The organism is Bartonella sp. Raccoon60, from assembly GCF_002022585.1.
GTDB lineage: Bacteria > Pseudomonadota > Alphaproteobacteria > Rhizobiales > Rhizobiaceae > Bartonella > Bartonella rochalimae.
Genome location: NZ_CP019786.1, coordinates 88,720 through 108,454, shown reverse-complemented (window position 1 = coordinate 108,454; position 19,735 = coordinate 88,720). Strand labels below are relative to the sequence as shown.

14 protein-coding genes, 2 tRNA genes and 2 pseudogenes are annotated in these 19,735 nt (G+C 33.1%); 9 read left to right on the top strand and 9 right to left on the bottom strand.

What is annotated here, in order from left to right; all coding sequences use genetic code 11:
* Positions 1-17 precede the first annotated feature (17 nt).
* Both Bra60_RS00500 and Bra60_RS00495 read right to left on the bottom strand, forming a co-directional pair.
* Positions 18-1,451, bottom strand: a complete 1,434-nt coding sequence (locus Bra60_RS00500) for a hypothetical protein (protein ID WP_078688272.1) — start codon at positions 1,449-1,451, stop codon at positions 18-20.
* Positions 1,452-1,672: 221 nt separating this feature from the next.
* A complete protein-coding gene (locus tag Bra60_RS00495; RefSeq protein WP_035005682.1) occupies positions 1,673-2,962 on the bottom strand; it encodes an adenylosuccinate synthase in 1,290 nt (429 codons plus the stop codon).
* A 751-nt stretch (positions 2,963-3,713) separates the two neighbouring features.
* Here Bra60_RS00495 and Bra60_RS00490 point away from each other — a divergent pair.
* A tRNA-Phe gene (locus Bra60_RS00490) sits at positions 3,714-3,789 on the top strand.
* A 295-nt stretch (positions 3,790-4,084) separates the two neighbouring features.
* On the opposite strand, the gene Bra60_RS00480 is transcribed toward Bra60_RS00490, so the two are convergent.
* Together Bra60_RS00480 and Bra60_RS00475 are read right to left on the bottom strand one after the other, a co-directional pair.
* Entirely contained in the window at positions 4,085-4,276 is a 192-nt protein-coding gene (locus Bra60_RS00480) for a hypothetical protein (protein WP_371326059.1), read from the bottom strand.
* 29 nt (positions 4,277-4,305) lie between these two features.
* The gene (locus Bra60_RS00475) at positions 4,306-4,956 is read right to left on the bottom strand and encodes a lysozyme (RefSeq protein ID WP_078698200.1); all 651 of its coding nucleotides are present in this window, start codon (positions 4,954-4,956) and stop codon (positions 4,306-4,308) included.
* A 104-nt stretch (positions 4,957-5,060) separates the two neighbouring features.
* Here Bra60_RS00475 and Bra60_RS07700 point away from each other — a divergent pair, with 104 nt between their 5' ends.
* Both Bra60_RS07700 and Bra60_RS00460 read left to right on the top strand, forming a co-directional pair.
* On the top strand, positions 5,061-5,270 hold the full coding sequence (locus Bra60_RS07700; RefSeq protein ID WP_335617765.1) for a hypothetical protein: 210 nt from the start codon (positions 5,061-5,063) through the stop codon (positions 5,268-5,270).
* Positions 5,271-6,123: 853 nt separating this feature from the next.
* Positions 6,124-6,585, top strand: coding sequence for a hypothetical protein (locus Bra60_RS00460; RefSeq protein WP_236823923.1), 462 nt, complete (start codon positions 6,124-6,126; stop codon positions 6,583-6,585).
* A gap of 200 nt (positions 6,586-6,785) precedes the next feature.
* Here the strand turns inward: Bra60_RS00460 and Bra60_RS07375 are convergent, their stop codons facing one another.
* From Bra60_RS07375 to Bra60_RS00440, 3 genes are all read right to left on the bottom strand, one after another.
* Entirely contained in the window at positions 6,786-7,166 is a 381-nt protein-coding gene (locus tag Bra60_RS07375) for a hypothetical protein (RefSeq protein WP_236823922.1), read from the bottom strand.
* 537 nt (positions 7,167-7,703) lie between these two features.
* Positions 7,704-8,147: a type II toxin-antitoxin system HicB family antitoxin gene (locus Bra60_RS00450; RefSeq protein WP_078673538.1), complete on the bottom strand. Its 444-nt coding sequence runs from the start codon at positions 8,145-8,147 to the stop codon at positions 7,704-7,706.
* A 1,571-nt stretch (positions 8,148-9,718) separates the two neighbouring features.
* Positions 9,719-9,794: transfer RNA gene (locus Bra60_RS00440), tRNA-Thr, on the bottom strand.
* A 466-nt stretch (positions 9,795-10,260) separates the two neighbouring features.
* Between Bra60_RS00440 and Bra60_RS00435 the strand changes: the two genes are divergently transcribed.
* The 5 genes and pseudogenes from Bra60_RS00435 to Bra60_RS00415 all read left to right on the top strand — a co-directional run bounded on the left by Bra60_RS00435 (position 10,261) and on the right by Bra60_RS00415 (position 14,567).
* Complete coding sequence (locus Bra60_RS00435; RefSeq protein ID WP_035005680.1) at positions 10,261-10,467, top strand: SlyX family protein; 207 nt, start codon at positions 10,261-10,263, stop codon at positions 10,465-10,467.
* A 774-nt stretch (positions 10,468-11,241) separates the two neighbouring features.
* On the top strand, positions 11,242-12,675 hold the full coding sequence (locus Bra60_RS00430) for an amino acid permease (protein ID WP_078688269.1): 1,434 nt from the start codon (positions 11,242-11,244) through the stop codon (positions 12,673-12,675).
* A gap of 37 nt (positions 12,676-12,712) precedes the next feature.
* Positions 12,713-13,390, top strand: coding sequence for an energy-coupling factor ABC transporter ATP-binding protein (locus tag Bra60_RS00425; RefSeq protein ID WP_078688268.1), 678 nt, complete (start codon positions 12,713-12,715; stop codon positions 13,388-13,390).
* Positions 13,387-14,009 (top strand): annotated as a pseudogene (locus Bra60_RS00420) (energy-coupling factor transporter transmembrane component T family protein). The gene Bra60_RS00425 and the pseudogene Bra60_RS00420 overlap by 4 nt, the downstream one beginning before the upstream one ends.
* A 4-nt stretch (positions 14,010-14,013) precedes the next feature.
* Positions 14,014-14,567: pseudogene (locus tag Bra60_RS00415) on the top strand (biotin transporter BioY).
* Between the two features lie 574 nt (positions 14,568-15,141).
* Here the strand turns inward: Bra60_RS00415 and lldD are convergent.
* Complete coding sequence (lldD, locus tag Bra60_RS00410) at positions 15,142-16,320, bottom strand: FMN-dependent L-lactate dehydrogenase LldD (RefSeq protein WP_078688266.1); 1,179 nt, start codon at positions 16,318-16,320, stop codon at positions 15,142-15,144.
* Between the two features lie 89 nt (positions 16,321-16,409).
* Positions 16,410-17,498, bottom strand: a complete 1,089-nt coding sequence (locus Bra60_RS00405; RefSeq protein WP_078688265.1) for a 2'-deoxycytidine 5'-triphosphate deaminase — start codon at positions 17,496-17,498, stop codon at positions 16,410-16,412.
* Between the two features lie 326 nt (positions 17,499-17,824).
* Here Bra60_RS00405 and mutL point away from each other — a divergent pair, with 326 nt between their 5' ends.
* Positions 17,825-19,663 (top strand): DNA mismatch repair endonuclease MutL, encoded by a 1,839-nt coding sequence (gene mutL / locus Bra60_RS00400; RefSeq protein ID WP_078688264.1) that lies wholly within the window; start codon positions 17,825-17,827, stop codon positions 19,661-19,663.
* Positions 19,664-19,735: the final 72 nt, after the last annotated feature.

The window sequence follows — 19,735 nt, the reverse complement described above, 5'->3', positions numbered from 1 at the left end:
AACAACTTCAATGTTTTTTACATCAAAGGCTTATGATTGTTTTCTTTCATAAGCCATTTTCCAATAACCTCTTTAAAAATGGCTTGGCCTGCTGGTCCTTTTGCAAAATTTAATTCATGCATACGGCCATTTTTATCGCTTATCACTAAATGAAACCAATCTAGATCACGTATCAGCTGTAAATTTCTATCAAGAAACGGGTGATTGCCAACCAATGCAAAAACGAAAAAATCATTATCAATCTTAGCAGTTACAGTTCCAACTAAAGTTTGACTGATCGATTTTCTACTTTCCTTAAAAGTCAATGATTTAATATTATTGATTGCTTGTCCTGAAAATTTATCAGAAATAATAAAAATTAGATCTATAATATAAGCGGCATGCAAAGCTTCATCAGTATTACGACGTAAAGTTAACCGTAATGATAACCCTTCATCTGGAATTGTAATATCACCTCTTATAGCCAATTCTCCTTGAATCCCTTTAACAGAATCTTCTGTTATCAATGACCATGATACACTACCCGTCGTTGCTTTTCCTGAATCATGTTTGGTAGCCATTTGATATAATACAGCCTCACCTACCTGCCCAAACGATTTTAAATTAGTTGCAACAACTGTTGATGTCCCTTCTGCACTTGGAGATTCGGTTCTTTCAGCTGGACCAACATCAACCTCACTTCCATCCTCTAATAAGCGTTGTGTTAATTTTCGATTTGTTTGAGTTGCTTTCTGTAGTGCGTTCGACGTTTGAATATTTTTCTCCTGCAAATTTTTATTGCCCGATATAAATATGCGTCCACTAACAAAAAAAATACCACTAAACAAAATAATAATAATAAAAAAAGAAACAACACTTACTAAAATATGCTTCTGCAGCGATGAACGATTAGCGCGCCGTAAAGCTTGCGAAAAGATATGTGACACAATATGAGCATTATCCACTTGCGAAGTAGACACTAAAAGAGCATTATTAGACATATCTTTTTTAATATTCTGATCCCTTTCATGGGCATTAAAAGCGTCTAACTTAACAAGTTCCGCATCCGGTATATCTGACATTACAGATGCCTCATCACAAATCTCATTATCAACTAAATGAGGAATAGATAATTGTTGCTGTTTTTCTGTAGCCAAAACCGAAGCATTATTTTCTAATGATGATATAGAGCTTTGCTCATTTTTCTCACCACTGTTTCTGTCTGTACAATTCCATCCTATAATTAAAGAAAGTTGTTCTTTTTCAACAGCTAAATATTCCTCTTCAACAATCGTAATAGCACTTTGCAAAGCACTTCTTTGCGCTGCTATTGCTTCTTTTGGCAATTTCATATTTACGATTGTATGCTCTAATGTTTTAGTAGCATGCTCATAAATTTGTTTACGTAATCTGGGCGTAATATCTTTTTGCGCATTAATTTTATTTTTTAAGATCCCAACGAAATCTATCATATTCTGTATAGTCTTTCTTAAACTTAAGAGGAAAACTCCTCAGTTTACAAAATTAAAGCGCTAATCATTCATTACTTTAGCCCTCAACTAACGTAATTGACATTAGTAGAAACGATATAGCAATCTAGATGAGTACAAAAATAAACAACGCTATTTTGTACCTTGTCTATTATATAGTCTTAGATGCTTATTTTTGCTATCATTAAGGTATAAGATAAAACTTAATCCCCAAAAGGATCAGCAATGAGGATTGTATCTTTTCGCTCAGGGCTAGTTGATAATAAAACTACTGGTATACCAATTAATTCTTCAATATAGCGCACATATTTGATAGCTTGCGCTGGTAGTTCTGTCAAATTTGATACACGCGCTGTTGTTTCTTTCCAACCCTCTAATGTCTCATAAATAGGCTGAACACGGGCTTGCGCTCCCATAGAGGATGGCAGATAATCTATTCTTTTACCATCAAGTTCATAACCAATACAAACTTTAATTTCATCTAAACCATCAAAAACATCAAGCTTTGTCAGTGCAAGACCATTGACGCCACCAATAGTCACCATTTGACGCACTAAAACGGCATCAAACCAACCACATCGACGTTTCCGACCAGTCACAACACCAAATTCATTTCCGCGCTCTCCAAGAAATTCACCAATTTTATTCATTTCTTCCGTCGGAAATGGTCCTTCTCCCACACGCGTTGTATAAGCCTTTGCAATACCCAATACATAATGAATTGAACTAAGACTCAAACCAGAGCCAATAAAAGCCTGCCCAGCAACTGTATTAGAAGAGGTTACATAGGGATAAGTTCCAAAATCATTATCCAATAATGCACCCTGTGCACCTTCAAATAGAATACGCCGCCCTATACGATAACTTTCATCCAAAAGACGCCACGTACACTCCATAAAGGGTAAAATTTCATCTGCCACTTGCATCAATTCATCATAAATTGTTTGTGGATCAATTTCTGCAACCCCCATACCACGACGTAAAGCATTGTGATGCCCCATAAGCCTTTCAATCTTTGGCATTAAAGTATCAGCCTCTGCCAAATCTACTACTCGTATGGAACGGCGACCTACTTTATCTTCATAAGCAGGACCAATACCACGTTTTGTCGTACCAATTATCAAACCAGAAACATTACTATCCCGAGCTGTATCAAGATCACGATGCACAAAAAGAATCAAAGGAGCATTTTCAGCAACACGCAAAATTTCCGGTGTAATCTTTATACCCTGAGCACGTAATTTTTTTAATTCTGCAACAAAATGATGGGGATCAATAACTACACCATTCCCGATAATTGATAGCTTTCCACGAACTACACCAGATGGTAACAGTGATAATTTATAACTAATCCCATCAATAACCAATGTATGACCAGCATTGTGCCCACCTTGATATCTTACTACAATATCCGCCCGCTCAGACAACCAATCTACGATTTTACCCTTGCCTTCATCTCCCCATTGTGTGCCGACAACTACTACATTGGCCATAACTTTCTCCGTTGTATTTGGAAAATAACACCAGTGTTCAAAAACAAATGGTTCTTTATAATAAAATTTTATAGCAAGTGTGCCTATTCATCTCAACTTTTTGCTTATTTTCATATGAACAAGCATTTTTAAATCACCAAAATAGACTGCACGTCAATATTAAAAAATACCTCTTTTCATTCAAACACATCACAACTCTTTAAAAAGCCTATACTCTAATATTCACAACAGCAATAACAAAGACCATAATCGTTGCACAATAAAAGTATTATACATATTTGGATAATTTTTCTTAAAGATAAGGTCAAACCATCATCACTACCGACCACAACCTTTCCTAATAACAAAACAATGTAACTTAAAGACGATCAAACTTCCCTAAAATCTAAAGTTCCAGTTTTAAACTTAATAATATTATTATGGCTTTTTACAAATCAATCATTAAGGAAAAAAATATTAGAATATTTTCTCTTTAAAAAATTTTTAAAAATTTCTCATTATACTAATAATAAACTTTCTTCTAACCTACATTATATATTATTCTGAATTTATTATCTTGATGATCACTTTATATTTGGGATACTTGAATGTTTCTCTTAATATATGAAAAAATAGAATATAGTGTAGCTTCACATTCTGAAATAGATACCAAAGAATAAATTTAAAAAAATAGATTATTTTTATTTTGGCGACTAGACAGAAAAAATTTTGATGTTATAACCTCACGAACTCTATGAATTTGTTGAGATATGCCCAGATAGCTCAGTTGGTAGAGCAGCGGACTGAAAATCCGCGTGTCCGTGGTTCGAATCCGCGTCTGGGCACCATCTGCTTTTTAGAAACACATAACTTATTGATTTTATTTATCTTTTTTAAGGTGAGGGATACCAAAATAAAGGTGAGGGAATAGGATTTTAGATTCTTCTCTAAAATCTATGGCAAATTAATCCTGTTTTTTGATCTCTTTATCTTTGTGTTTTAACTTTTTGGACCTGTTTCCATCCACACAGCTGTTCACCATATTTGTTATGCTTCAAGATTTGTTTGGCCAAGTTGATACTGATGACAGTGAGATCTTTCTGATCTAAATACAGGGGAGACCAACCGATACAAGAAAAACTTCTACTTCCGCACCCACTGAGAAAGATCAGAACGCACATCGCCATCACTTTGCTTATTAACTTCATTTTCTATTTCCAGCCGGGTTATTGCTCTCTTGATAAGGGTTTCTGTTTGTTTTTGCTGTTCAGTCTTCTTGCCTAAACGAAAAGCTCTTACTAAGGCTATAAAAAAAGCGGCTATAGCCGCCGTCATCACCACACAATATTTTCTTCCCCACACGATCACAAACCTTCCTCCCGTAAGCGCTTAGCAATCAAGATTAACCCCACACAGGACGCAAGAACTATAATCGTTGCTAAAACCCATTGCACAGGTCCACTTCCTTCTAACAATTCTGCAATTCCCGAAAAAGAAGCTATGAGAGGAGCAAGAATTTCTGCTTTTAAAAGCTTGGGTGATTCTTGTTTTTCAACAAGCTGATAATTAGACGAAACATAAGCGCTCTTCGCCCATAATCCTGCTTCTGCTGCACGACGGTACACTAAGCCCTTTAAACGCTTGCCTCCCGCTTTTGTCCATTTCTGCAATTCAATGGGGACAGATTCGTAATCGCCTTTATTAAGCTTTTTCAATAAGGTAGAATTTTGGAAAGCTGTAATCCCTATATTATAACAAAAAGAAACAAGAGCTCCAAACTGCTCATCACTTAAGTCAACATAAACCGCTTTCTCTACCGCTCGCTCATATTGACGCAAATCAGTTAAAAGCATCATTTCGGCTCTTCTTTCGTAAAGATGATGGAGAGGAAGTATGGTATTCAATTCCTTAAGTTCATTTTTGAGGAATGTGGAAGGAAAACCCTGCAAGCGCAGTTCATCGATCATTTTTTGCAGGGCTTCCAAGCATTCATCTGTTGCTTTTTGGTGCTCCATTAAAGCGCTTAAAAAACATGCTGAACATCCTTTTTAATCAAAGCAATGATCTTATTTAAGGTCGCATAAACCATTCTACGGCTAACATAAAAAAGAACCCGGATTTGCTTTGGGTCAGCAATATCATCAATAGCAAACGGATTATTGAGCATTATGAAATTAAGCTGACGGCAGGAAAAATTGATGCGGTGTATTTTGAAGAAGTACGCCAACGTATAAGGACAAATGCAGCACGGGTTTGTGGTAACTTATTAGCAACCTTAACAACGCAGTGTAAGTATTATCATATCCCTTATGTAAGAAAGAGACAATAGGGAAAAGAAATGCCTCGAAAGAAGAGATGATGAAAACAGTATATGCCAAAAGCATACGCTTCAAGATGATAATGAAGTAGATGCTTTGGCAATTTTATATTTAAGGAAAAAAGAGGAAATACATATCTAATGCAATGCCATGGATAAGATTCCATTTGGATGACTGGATAAGTAGGACAGATAGCATAACATTGGAATAACGTGATGTTTATATAATACTTCTTGTTCGTATATACGACAAAAAAGCACCAATTAGAGAAGATTTTGGAACGCTCACACGCGTTTGCAATTTTTCACAAAAAGTTTGCAAATATCTTTAAGTAGATTTGGAAGGGAAGTTTCAGCAAATTAGTGAGAACTGCTGATTGTTTTATGATTTTATATGCGTTTTTAAGAGTAACTAAAAAGTTTTTTAAGATATAATATTTTCCTGAAATTGTATATAGTATCAGATTTATAAACTAAATGAATCCTTATAATACAAATTAAGAATTTTAGGATGTGTAAATTTCAAAGTATTTGTTAAAAAAGCATAAACAGCCAATATCAATGTAAAAAATATTGCATTAGTCATGAAGTTCTTTCGTGTACTTTTGAAATAACAGAGTGTTTCTCTAATCTTTATGAAAGGTTAGGGGATTTTAGTGCTTAAAGCGATCATCAACTATAGATAAACCATAGATGAGGTTAACTAAAAGAAACTGGCTTTAATAAAAGACATTGCTATTAAAAGAAAAGCAAACGCGAAAAAACTAAAGTTAGTTTATAGCTTCTATCAGAAAATAATTTAAGAAATTGAAATCATTATTTTTCACAGGAAATAAGTATGTTTACAGATAAGTAACTAAGAGCCTTGTTTGGTATTATAACTTTTATATTTTTATGTTTTTCAGGAATAACAAAAAACCTTGAATTTATTCAGGGTGTTTTAACATTTGCGTCTGTTGGTTTAATAATAGTAACAACTATTTTTGCAATTTTATGCAATTCTAATATTCCTTCTGAGTTGCAGAATAACCCAAAATATAAAGATGATGGTACAACGGGTTGGGTGAAACTAACATGCGATTTACAACAGTATATGCACAGACTCTTAAATACAATAATTTTAGCGCTTATCGCTTTAATTTTCCCAAATAGTTATAAAGACACTGTTTCTTTGCCTGTCATTTCTAGGTATGTGGAACACAAGTTTCCTTTTTCATTAGATACCGTACTTTGGTACTCAGATATTGCTCTTTGGTATTTAAATATTGTACTTTGGTATTATTTTTATGCCGTGTACTTTTTCTTATGTTGTATACACGCAGTTTAATAAATATATCTATCCTTACGCTACAGTCTTCGATTATCAAGCAACAATGAAATTTCCGATTTCAAATATTAATTCTTCTTTTACAAAATCTTTATTATATCTGCCATTATCATCTTTAAATGCTTTAATAGAGATTTTATGCTGAAAACTTTCAGTATTAAATATTACATCAAACTTATCATATGTATTTCCCACAAAATTTAATTTGTGTAATATGGGTTTTTTTTATCTTTTCTTAAAAAATTCCACAAATACTCCCTTAAATTATTTTCTTCTTTAAATTTGATATCTAAAATAAGTTCTATTTCAGTAACATCATCAGTGGGAAGCCCATCAAGAGAATTTTTAGCCAACTCCACTAAATACTTTTCTGATTGTTTTCCAAAAAGTTCTAATTGTTTTTGTTTTTTATATTTTAGTTTTATTTCTTTAATTGAATGCAATTTTTTTTCGAAATCTTCCTTATCAATAAGCTCAGGTAAAATATTAATTTCTTCCTTGAAATTTTCTTTGTAGTATGACTGTAAACATTGGTTTAACTTTTTACTTGAAGAAAAAAGAAGGAATTTTGTAGGAATCAAAACTCCAAAATATTGTTGATTTTGTTCAATTTGTTTTTTAGAATGCGGATTAGGAACGCTTTGAAAACCATTTTCGGAATCAATAACTTCAGGATTATAAGGACTTTCTTCTCCTGTTAAAACATAAACTCAATAGTAGGTAATTGATTCTACAGAAAGTTTCTCAATTGTTAAGGTAGCACATTGATTCTTAACGGTAAGAGTGTAAGTTCCTTCCTGTAAAAATTTATCAATACAATTTGTATTAACTAATTTTGAGTCTGTATCTATTTCATATTTATAAGAAAGGAATTTAATGGTATTCATAAAGCTAATACAATTACAACGTTCGTAGTCTTATGGGTGGAAGACGCTATTCAAGTTATCTCGGTGATTATCAAAGTAGATGGTTTATATCTAAAATATTTTGTGTCTTTTAGAATCATTCAACTAAAAAGCGCGGGCTATAAAATTTTAATTGTAGAAGCAATATGAGTTTTAGAAGAATCTATTTAAAAGCTGCTAAGTTTAAAGGAAGTAAGATCATTTTACCCGCCTTTAAGTCGAAAAGAAATCAAGCAGCATCTTTGTTTTAATAACAACTTTCTTTCCAAGAACAGTTAGTGTTTGCTCTAGTGTCTGAAGTTTAGTTGGATAGTTTAGATCAAGAATGCGTCTTGCTTCTGTTTCTTTCTTGCCAAGACGATGAGCCAATTCTGTTTTTTTGATATTCGCTTCATTAAAAGATTCTGCCACTGCGAACTTCAGAGCATTCCATGCATCCAGCATTACCTCTACAAGGTCTTTATACTGCTGATGTCTGGGTAAAGGTAGGTCACGCATAAGATAACTACGCAGTGCTAATCCTAAAGCTTCGTTAGCATTTTCTAGTACTTCAACTCTATTTTCTCCAGCTGTAATTGCTTCCGGTACATCTGGAAAAGTCACAAAAAAATTATCATCAGGATCAGTTTCAAATTTTACTTGATAAGCATATTCCATATTTAAATCTCCTCACCGTAATCGAAATACCTTCGAAACAAAAGATAAAAGCACTTAAGAGAGTGACTCGTACCTCCAATTCTTTTTTATTATTTTCACGTAAAGCGGAGTTAATTCACCAGATTTTATAACAGTTATTTTGTCTCCAAAAGTTACCAAATAATGTGATCTTTACCTGTATCAGGAACTTCACTGTAATGAACACTTCTTTTCTGGCCTCTTTACGTAATTATCTCAGCAGCACTTCTCGTTCCAACTCATCCTCCTTCATCTTTATAAAATAAAGATCGCACAAAAAAGTTCGATAATTAATAATAAATCGAATAAAAAAGTTTGATATAGCATTTTATAGAAGATATTTTTTGAAGAGCGATGAAAAACACAACAAAAAGAAAAGAATAAAAAGATAAATAAACTATTATTTTCAATTGTTTATAATATTTTTCTATTGAAGAATAAGAGAGGGATACGCTATAATAATTATTGGTAAAAAGAATATTCTCTAATAATAAATCAATTTGTTATTTGTTTAACATTTGCTTTCTTTGTAATTGCTCATCATTTTAAATTGATCTTTTAATACTAGAGCTGTAAAAAATCCGTCAGCTCAAAAAGTAATAACAAATTCTTTTAAATAAGCCTCTATAACCTGCAAGGCCGCAAAAATTCACCGCCAATACTAAAAAATGTACACATCTATACGCTCTTACACATATTTACATAACTTGAATTCCGTTGCTATACCCCCGCCTGCCGCATTTAGATAACATTTTTTATTTTTAGTATATTGAAATATATAAATTTTTCTTTAATTGTCTGTTTTTAGATTACCTCTTATGATTTATACAATGTTACCTAATTTGTTATTATTTGCTCTGTATTTTCTTCTAGAATAAATGCTAAGCTCTCTTTTTTTCTCGATCTCAAATACTCCACCATAACCAAAGTAACAGAAATAGCCTTTGCAAAATCAATGCAGAGTGGTTTTCACTAATAAGTTTAAAAGCAGCCTCTATTCACATATCGTAACAGATCAATCAATATTATCTTAATTGCTTTCTATTTTGCTATATTATATGAATCGATAGTGTACTCTAAGAGACTACAAAAGCACATTCCATATAATTAATAAGTAGCTTTAGTTAAAATTTATTTCATATCTTATGCAATTCTCTATAAACAGCCTCAACAGCTTTTGACTAAGAAATGAACTGTATCATGAATACTTTCAGAAAAATAATTAATCAGAAAACTATTCAAATCATAAATAGAGGTGAACTGCACACATTTTTAGCTATAAAACGTTTTATAGTTTGAATTATTTATTGCATTCTAAGAATACAATTTTCAATAAGGTAAAGATTTCATGAATTTTACTAAAATTAAGGAAATTCCTCACATAGATGTCTTTTTAAAGACTATACTCTACATTAGATATAGCAAGATAATCAATTAAAGAACAATACAGAGCAAATAAGCATAAATTATGTAAAATTGTATAAATTGCAAAAAATAGCCCTAAAATAGCGAATTAAAGGAAAGATATTGTATTTTAATTTTTAAAGAAGTTATGGTGCCGCATGCCGGATTCGAACCAGCGACCCCATCATTACGAATGATGTGCTCTACCAACTGAGCTAATACGGCATAAACTTGTACATTATTTAAAACTAAAGGCTAATTCGAGGGTAATAACTAAAAGTATATATAAAAGCAAGCAGGTAATTTTTTCAATAATTCATAAATGCAACAGTTACTAAAATAAAACAATAAATCCTTATAAGCAAAAGGATTAAAGCTACATTTCTTGAGTTTCTGTTGTTTAAAAATGAATTAAATATTTCTTCAATTTATGATCATATCTAATTTCAAAAGTAGGACTGAAAGTAAAATTTTTGTGTAACGAAATGATGCTAAATGTTCTGTTTAGAAGAGTGTTTATAATTTTGCGAAGAGTGAAAAAATTATTTGACAAGTTATTTTTTGGATGGAAAAAATAAGAGTGTTTGTGTTTTTATACAATCCAAAGCATACTAGTATGATAATTATTGGATAGAAAAGTGTTCCTCATTTCTGGACCTAGAGATATCAAGTTAAATGGAGTCAGAAGACGATGTCACATGACAATAGAATGACAGAATTAGAGATTAAACTAGCTCATCAAGAAAAGCTTGTTGAAGAACTTTCTTGTGTGGTGACTGATCAATGGAAAAGTTTAGATGAAATATCTAAAAAATTAAATGCTTTAACAAAACGATTACTCGATTTAGAAGAGCGAAATTCTTCCGAAATTCCTGTTGAACGCCCTCCTCACTGGTAAAAGTATAGTAAAATTAGTATACTCGTCCCTCGCAAAATTATAAAAGTATTTTTTGTGTTTTATTAAAAAGTCTGTTTAGTGACTGAATCAAATTATTATTCTTGTTGTTATATTTATTATAATTTTTCTTTAATGTAGTGTAAAAAATATCTTTAATTTGGACTTACTAAAACAGCCAATTTCCGTTATTTTTTAAAAATGTGAATGCTCGAGAAATTATTTTATGAGTAAATATAATAAATCTTAAAAAAAATTCTTTAATATTGAATATATTTTCCTTATTGACAGGCAATTCTATGAAACGATTTTTATAGTTAGTAACTTAAAATATAAGAATGTTATTGTCAAAATGCCAAATATAAATCACGCTGGGAAATTATTAAGAATAGCATTGAAGATAGAAGAAATGATACAATGTTACATATAAATTGATTGAGACTATTAATACCTGTCTGAAAAAAGAAACTGCCAATATTTCACTAAATGGATTTAATAATCCAGCTTAATGTGCTAATAGAACATACGCCATCAATAACGAATTATCATATATGTCAATGTAACAAAATAAGCGTCATTAATTTAACTAAAGAGTAAAACATATCTTATTCCTATTATTTTAATAGAATATTTGATATAAGTTATAAAAAATAGAAAGTTGCATTATCATGACAATAAACATGAATTCATTTTTATTGTAATTTTTTATCTAGAACAAAAATATGTAGAAACTGTATTTTGTTTTTATATAAAATTTAGGTTGAATACATCAGAATAATGAAAAATGTTGAGCTAAAACACGATGAATTAAAACGGAGACTTAAAAATCGTCATGTTCAAATGATTGCCTTAGGAGGTGTTATTGGAACAGGTCTTTTCTATGGATCAACAGAAGCTATTCAATTAGCTGGCCCTTCAACCATTTTAGCATATCTTGTTGGAGGGTTCATTATCTATCTTATTATGCGAATACTTGGTGAAATGTCAGCAGAAGAACCAACTTCAGGTGCTTTTAGCTTTTTTGCTTATAAGTATTGGGGATGCCTTGCTGGTTTTATAACAGGTTGGAATTATTGGTTTCTTTATATTCTTGTTGGTATGACTGAACTAACAGTTATTGGGTTTTATCTTGACCACTGGATTTTGATTGATCATTGGAAATCATCTTTGTTGGTTCTTTTGTTTGTCACATCGATTAACCTTATAGATGTACGTTTTTACGGAGAATTTGAATTTGCTCTAGCTTTAATTAAAGTTATTGCTGTTATTGGTATGATCGTATTTGGAACTTTTATCATTATAACGGGGATAAGTGAAAGCCAGGCCAGTATCAGCTATCTTTGGAATCATGGTGGTTTTTTTCCTTATGGCGCAACAGGAGTTATATTTGCTACTGCTGTACTCATGTTCTCTTTTGGTGGCACAGAGCTTATTAGTATTGCCGCAGGAGAAACATCAGATCCACAAAAAACAATTCCATCAGCCATTCGTAAAGTTATGTGGCGTGTTATCATTTTTTATATCGGTTCTATAAGTGTAATTATGATGATAAGCCCATGGAATATGATTAAAAAAAACGGGAGTCCTTTTGTAACTATTTTTGAAACTATAGGTATCCCTGCGGCTGGTCATATTTTGAATTTCGTGGTGATTATGGCTGCTATTTCAGTCTATAATAGCGGTATTTACTCAAATGGTCGTATACTTTATAGTTTAGCGATGCAAAAAAATGCACCGCATATTTTTAGTAAACTTAATGCTACTTGTGTTCCTTATGTTGCTATTCTTTTTTCATCAATTTGTACTGCAACAATTATTGTCATTAATGTTCTTATGCCGAATAATAGTTTTATGCGGATCATGGCTATTACAACGGTAACAGCAGCTATTACTTGGGCTATTATTGTTATTGTGCATTTCAAGTTTCGAAAAGCACATAAAGGTCAAGAAAAATCCTTCGTTTATGTGTTTGGTTTCTATCCTTATGCAAATTATCTTTGTCTTTTTTTTCTTGCACTATTGTTTTGTGTTATGTTTATAAGTGGTTTAGGAAAAAATGGGTTAATTACCCAACTCTTTGAAATGATAGGAATAAAAATAAGCTTTATTGAATCCTATATTCCTACACAAATGCCTGATATGAGTTTAGCAGTTATTATCATTCCTATATGGTGTTCACTTTTATTATTAGGATATAAACTCAAACGATAGTTCTGAAATCATATAAAGGAATTGATTGGAATAAACATTGGCGATAAAATTTGATAAGGTAACGCAGATTTTTGATGATTTATGTGTTTTGAAAAATATTACCGTAAATCTCACGGAAAAACGAATTGCAATTATTGGTGCAAACGGTTCTGGAAAAAGTACATTTGTTCGCCTTATTAATGGTTTACAACTTCCATCAAGGGGGTCTGTTAATGTTGATGGATTGGATACAAAACATGATGCAAAAGCAATAAGACTGAAAGTAGGATTTGTTTTTCAAAATCCCGATAATCAAATTGTATTACCATTGGTAGAAGAAGACTTATCTTTTGGGCTTAAAAACTTAAAATTAAGTAAGGATGAAATTAAAAAACGAGTAGATGAAGTTTTACAGTATTATAACCTACAAGCATTCAGAAACCATGCCATTCATTTATTAAGTGGTGGACAGAAACAATTAATTGCTATCTCAAGTGTAGTAGCAATGAAACCAAGCTATATCGTTTTTGATGAACCAACAACATCTCTTGATTTACAAAATAAACGCCGCGTTACCCAAGCCATTAAAGAATTACCGCAAACAACTATCGTTGTATCACACGATTTGGAATTCCTAAAAGAATTTGATAGAGTACTTGTTTTTGATAAAGGAGAAATAGCAGTTGATGATATACCCTTGGTTGCAATCAAAGAATATATGAAAAGAATGTCATGATTAGTTTATATATCTCTCAAGATACAGTCATCCACCAACTTAGACCAGGGATTAAATTATCACTTCTTATCCTGTGTGGAACTATTATCTTTATGGTTTCATCGGTATCTACTTTTTTATTTTTTTATTATTTATATCTTTATTATATAAAATAGCTAAAATTCCCTTCAACAAAATAATAAAACAGTTTAAATCGGTATGGCTATTTTTAGTCTTTATATTTATTTTTCAAGCTATTTTTGATAATTGGTTTACAGGTTTTGCGATTATATTGCGCTTTATTATTCTTATTTCTCTAGCGTCACTTATTTCATTCACAACAAAAGTTTCAGACATGATAGCTTCAATTGAAGCAGGGTTTCGATTCTTTCAATGTTTCGGTGTTAATCCATCAAAATTAAGTATTGCCTTATCTATGGCAATTAGATTTATTCCAGTTATTAATGAAAAATTCAATGAGATATGTGAAGCACAGAAAGCGCGTGGACTTAATATAAACATTATAGCTCTTGCAATACCCTTAATTATTCGAATAATAAGAATGGCATCAGAAGTAGCAGAAGCATTAGATGCGCGCTCTTATGATTCTAATGATAACCGATTGTATTTAAGGAAATAATTCAGTGACAACCAAGGATTTAACGTATATTTCTTTATTTGCCGCCCTTTATGCAGTTCTAGGTTTTTTTCCTCCTATTTTTCTTCCTTTTTTTCTTGGCCTTCCTATTACTGCTCAATCTATGGGGCCAATGTTAGCTGGATCTATCCTTGGAGCAAAAAGAGGCGCTGCAGCATCAGCATTATTTCTTTTTCTGGTCGCTATCGGCTTACCTCTGTTGGCTGGTGGACGTGGAGGCATTGGTGTTTTTGGGGACCTGGTGGTGGCTACATGATTGGTTATCCATTTGCAGCATTCTTTATTGGTCTTATGGTTAAATTGTTTTGGCGACGACTAAATTTTATAAAATTGGTTATAATAAATAGTATAGGTGGAATTGGAGTTGTCTATCTCTTTGGAATATCTTGGATCGTTTATATTTCTAAAATTCCTTTATTGACAGCTTTAACAATGTCATTAGGATTTATGGTAGGTGACTTTTTTAAAGTTCTGATTGCGTCATTTATTGCACTTACAGTCAAAAAATCCGTTCCACTCATTACTCCCTCAAAAAAGTAATAGCCATTCACATCAACTGCAAGGATTTTATTCTTAAGGATCGGAAAAAAATGATTAAAATATTTCCAAACCATATGAAAATATATTGATGATTTATTTAAGCCATTTGACTTCTAATTCTTAGAATTAATGAATTCTTATTTTTAAAATTATGGATAAAATTTTGAATGAGAATTTCAATATTCCAGAATTAATTTTCTACAATCTAAATAAATTATTCACATACTCCATTACAACACGACTATCTTTATAATCTGAGATTTTTGTCGTAGCGCTAATTATATAATTTTTTTCCAATTTAAGAGCAGTTGCAGGATTTTTTATAAAAGATAAAATATTTTTCATATTAATACAAACCTATTAATATCTTTTTTTATCTTGTGGAAGTTATTGTTTTTATTAAATAGATTTAATTTTTAGAAAAAATTATCGATCTATTTGCAAAAATACCATAACATAATGTGTTGAAGGCACATTATAAAATTTATCAAAAATTACTGATAAGAGTACAAGGGCATCACACAACAATATGTCATACTCTTTATCGTATTTAATAAAAATAACTTTGGGTAATCTACAACACTAAACTCTTCTTATCTTGATCACCCTTTAGATTCTCTGGACGAACTAAATTCTCACGTGTAATTTCTTTAATTGTACGTACACCAGTTAATGTCATAGCCACACGCATTTCTTGAGAAAAAAGTTCCAAGAGATGAGTAACACCTTTCTCACCCGCTGCGGCAAGCGCATAAACAAAAGCACGACCAATCATAACAGCATCCGCACCTTGCGCTATCATACGAACTACGTCAAGGCCAGAACGAATACCAGAATCAACTAAAATGGTTAAATCGCCTTTTATAATATCCGCAATTTTCGGCAATGCCCGCGCTGTTGACAATACCCCATCAAGCTGACGCCCACCGTGATTGGAAACAACAATACCATCAGCTCCAAATCGTACAGCTTCACGTGCATCCTCTGGATCAAGAATACCTTTTAAAATCATTTTTCCTTTCCAAAAGTCTCTAATCCATTGCAAATCACCCCAACTAATTGATGGGTCAAAGTTTGCACCAAGCCAACCAATATAATCTTTTAATGTCGTTTTCTTTTTAAGATAAGTAGAAACATTTCCAAGATCATGTGGGTGCCCCATAACACCAACATTCCAAGCCCAATGTGGGTGAAAAATAGACTGTATAATACGTCGCAATCCAGCATAAGGCCCAGACATCCCCGAATGACCATCACGATAACGTGCTCCAGGAACTGGCATATCAACTGTAAAAACCAAGGTACGAACACCAGAAGCCCAGGATCTTTCCAGTACATCCCGCATAAACCCACGATCCTTAAGAACATAAAGTTGAAACCAAAATTCTTTTCCAACTGCTGCATGTACTTCTGAAATAGGACAAACTGAGACTGAGGACAAAGTGAAAGGAATACCTTTCGCAACAGCTGCACGTGCAGCTTTTACTTCACCACGACGTGCATACATACCAGTCAACCCGACAGGCGCAAGTACAATTGGCATACCAAGTTTTTGACCCAAAATCTCCGTTGAAAGATCAACGTCACCAACTTGCTTTAGAATCCGTTGACGTAATGCAAGTTCTTGAAGATCTGTACAATTACGCCGCATTGTTTCTTCAGCATAAGCACCACCATCAATGTAGTGAAATAGAAAAGAAGGTAAGCGGCGTTTTGCTGCTTCGCGATAATCAACTGTTGAAGAAATAATCATAGTAACACCATTACCCCAGTAAAATACAAAAAGATTTTTTCAACGGCAAATCTCTTGTATATATTTTGTTAAAATTTATATTGTTAAACTCATTTAAAATGCTTAGATAATTTTAACCCTTGTTCTTGATAATGTGATCCAATACCATCTCCATAAAGTTTCACTGGCCGATTAAGCATATGTTCATAAATCAAACGGCCGATGATTTGCCCGTGCTCTAAAATAAACGGAACTTCGTGGTTCCTTACTTCTAAAACTGCATGCGCTCCTTTTCTACTTATTGCCATACTCCCAAATCCTGGATCAAAAAAACCTGCATAATGTACCCTAAATTCTCCCACTAAGGGATCGAATGGTTTCATTTCAGCGGCATAAAAGGGAGGAATATGAATAGCCTCTCGTGAAACTAAAATATAAAATTCATGGGGATCAAGAACTATTTCTCTTGTTCCATCATCATAAATAGGTTCCCAAAAATCTAAAATAGGAGCAACAGCGCTTTTATCAACATCGATAACACCAGTATGACGTTTACCCCGATACCCAATAAGTCCATTTTCATGGCCTTCTAAATTAATGGAAATTCCAATACCACCATCGTTAATATTAGGAGTATCATCAGATACAAGCATTTCACTTTTATGCAACGCATATAATTCAACTTCTTTTAAATAACTATACCCTTTACGAAATCGAAGTTGTGATAAGCGTGAACCCGTACGGACCAAAATCGGAAATGTTCGTGGACTAATTTCGAGATAAAGTGGACCATGATAACCCGAACAAATTTTATCAAATTCCTGAGCGTAGTCTGAAATCACGCGCGTAAAAACATCCAACCGCCCCGTAGAACTTTTAGGATTAGCAACCGCAGACAAAACTTTTGATAAGGCTAAATTTTCTAAAAGAGGAACGATATAAACACAACCCGTTTCTAAAACCGCTCCATCTTGTAAATCAAATTCATGCAACTTTAATCGTTCAAGTTTATCAATAACGGTTGCATCAAGCCCTGGCATAAAAGAAGCGCGTATACGATATGCTTTATTTCCTAAACGTAAATCAAGACTTGCAGGTTGTATTTGCCTCTCATCAAGAGAGTCAATGGCATGAACCATACCATTGTTAATTAAATCATGTATATCACTATCAGCAAGAATACCATTCATGCGCATCATATGTTGTGCCTTCCATCTTTTTCTCCCTTTTTATCAGTATTATTAACTGGAGCAAACCCTTTCAAAAATAACCAATGGTTTATTCTAAATTTAACGACTTGGTTCACAAGCGTAATAAATGATTTTAACCTATAAAACAGCATTCGGTAAAGTGCTCTTCCGTAGGACAAACTCTAGAATTCATCATAGATAACTTTTTACTCACAACCTATATACTCATTTTTTAGAATACATTTTCAGCTTTTTTTGCATAAAAGTTGATAAATAGTGTTATTATAGTTGAAAGTATTCTATACAATAAGAGAAAAACTCGTTAAAATTCAGATATGATTATACGTCATCTTAGCGAAACTATTATTAATCAAATTGCAGCAGGTGAAGTTATTGAACGACCCGCTAATGTTGTTAAAGAGCTTATTGAAAATGCTATTGATGCAGGAGCAAGTCGTATCGAAATTGTCATAGCAAATGGTGGAAAAAGCCTGATAAGAGTGAGTGACAATGGTTGTGGTATCCCAGAAGATCAATTAACTTTAGCAATTTCTCGGCATTGTACATCTAAAATTACTGATGATGTACATAATATCTGTTTTCTTGGTTTTCGTGGAGAAGCATTGCCCTCTATTGGTTCTGTTTCAAAACTTAAACTGACCTCACGAACAAAAAATTCCGATAGCGCAGCTGAAATTATTGTTAATGCGGGAAAAATTGAAGGACCAAAACCCTCTGCTGCTAATCCTGGAACTATCGTTGAAGTGCGTGATCTCTTTTTTGTTACACCAGCACGATTGAAATTTATGAAATCTGATCGTTCTGAAACAATTGCTATCACGGATACAATTAAACGAATTGCAATCGCCTTTCCACATATCCGTTTTTCTCTGGCCGGTATAGATCGAGCTCCCATGGAATTTCCTGCTATGGAACAAAATACCCAAGGGCAATTACAACGCATTACACAAATTATGGGAAAAGAATTTGCTCCAAACAGCCTTATCCTCGATGCTAAACGTGAATCTGTTCATCTAACCGGTTTTATCGGTTTGCCATCTTTCAATCGCAGTAACAGCCTTCATCAATTTGCTTATGTTAATGGGCGTCCAGTACGTGATAAACTCCTGTGGGGAGCAATCCGAGGAGCATATGCCGATGTTATTGCTCGAGATCGTCATGCTGTAGCCATTCTTTTTATTCATTTACCACCCACTGATGTAGACGTTAATGTACACCCTGCAAAAATGGACGTGCGGTTTCGCGACCCAAGTCTCATTCGTGGTTTAATTATTGGAGCGATCCGTGAAGCATTGCATCAAACTGGCATTCGCCCTACATCAACAGGCTCTGAAGCCATGTTGGCTATGTTTCGAACAGAACCTTTAGAAACTGCAAAAATGCATCAACCTTTTTCTTATGATGCACGACCACGCCATATTGATCCAAACCTTACATCAATATTTCATAAACCATTAGATATAAACAGCTCTATTGACTTCCAAGAAGATACGGTTCCTATTATGGAGCATCTTAGCACACCAAGTGGTGATACACGCGCTACAATTAATGCACTAACATCAGAAGAATTACATTATCCTTTAGGGGCAGCAAGAGCGCAAATCCATAAAAACTATATTGTCGCTCAAACTCAAGATAGTCTTGTCATTGTAGACCAGCATGCTGCTCATGAGAGACTGGTTTATGAAGCACTTAAAAATGCTCTGTATTCTAAGCCACTTCCTTCACAATTATTACTTATTCCTGAAATTGTAGAACTCTCTGAAGAAGATGCCACATGCCTTTTATCTCACAAAGATGCTTTAAAAAAATTTGGATTAGGAATTGAATCCTTTGGAATTGGGGCAGTCGCTGTACACGAAACACCTTCGATGTTAGGAGAAATTAATGTCCAAGCTTTAATTAAAGATCTCGCCGATGAAGCAGCTGAATATGACACAATAGATAATTTAAAAGGAATGCTTGATTATGTTGCAGCAACTATGGCCTGTCATAGTTCAATACGTTCAGGACGTCTTTTGCATCCTGAAGAAATGAATGCACTTTTACGACAAATAGAAGCAACGCCTAATTCAGCCACATGTAACCATGGACGTCCTACTTATATTGAACTTAAACTCGCTGATATAGAACGCCTTTTTGGTAGAAAATAAAATTTCATAACTATTTTGACTAAAAACTACTTGCTTCATTTATGCTCAACTTTATAAAATATCTATAATATT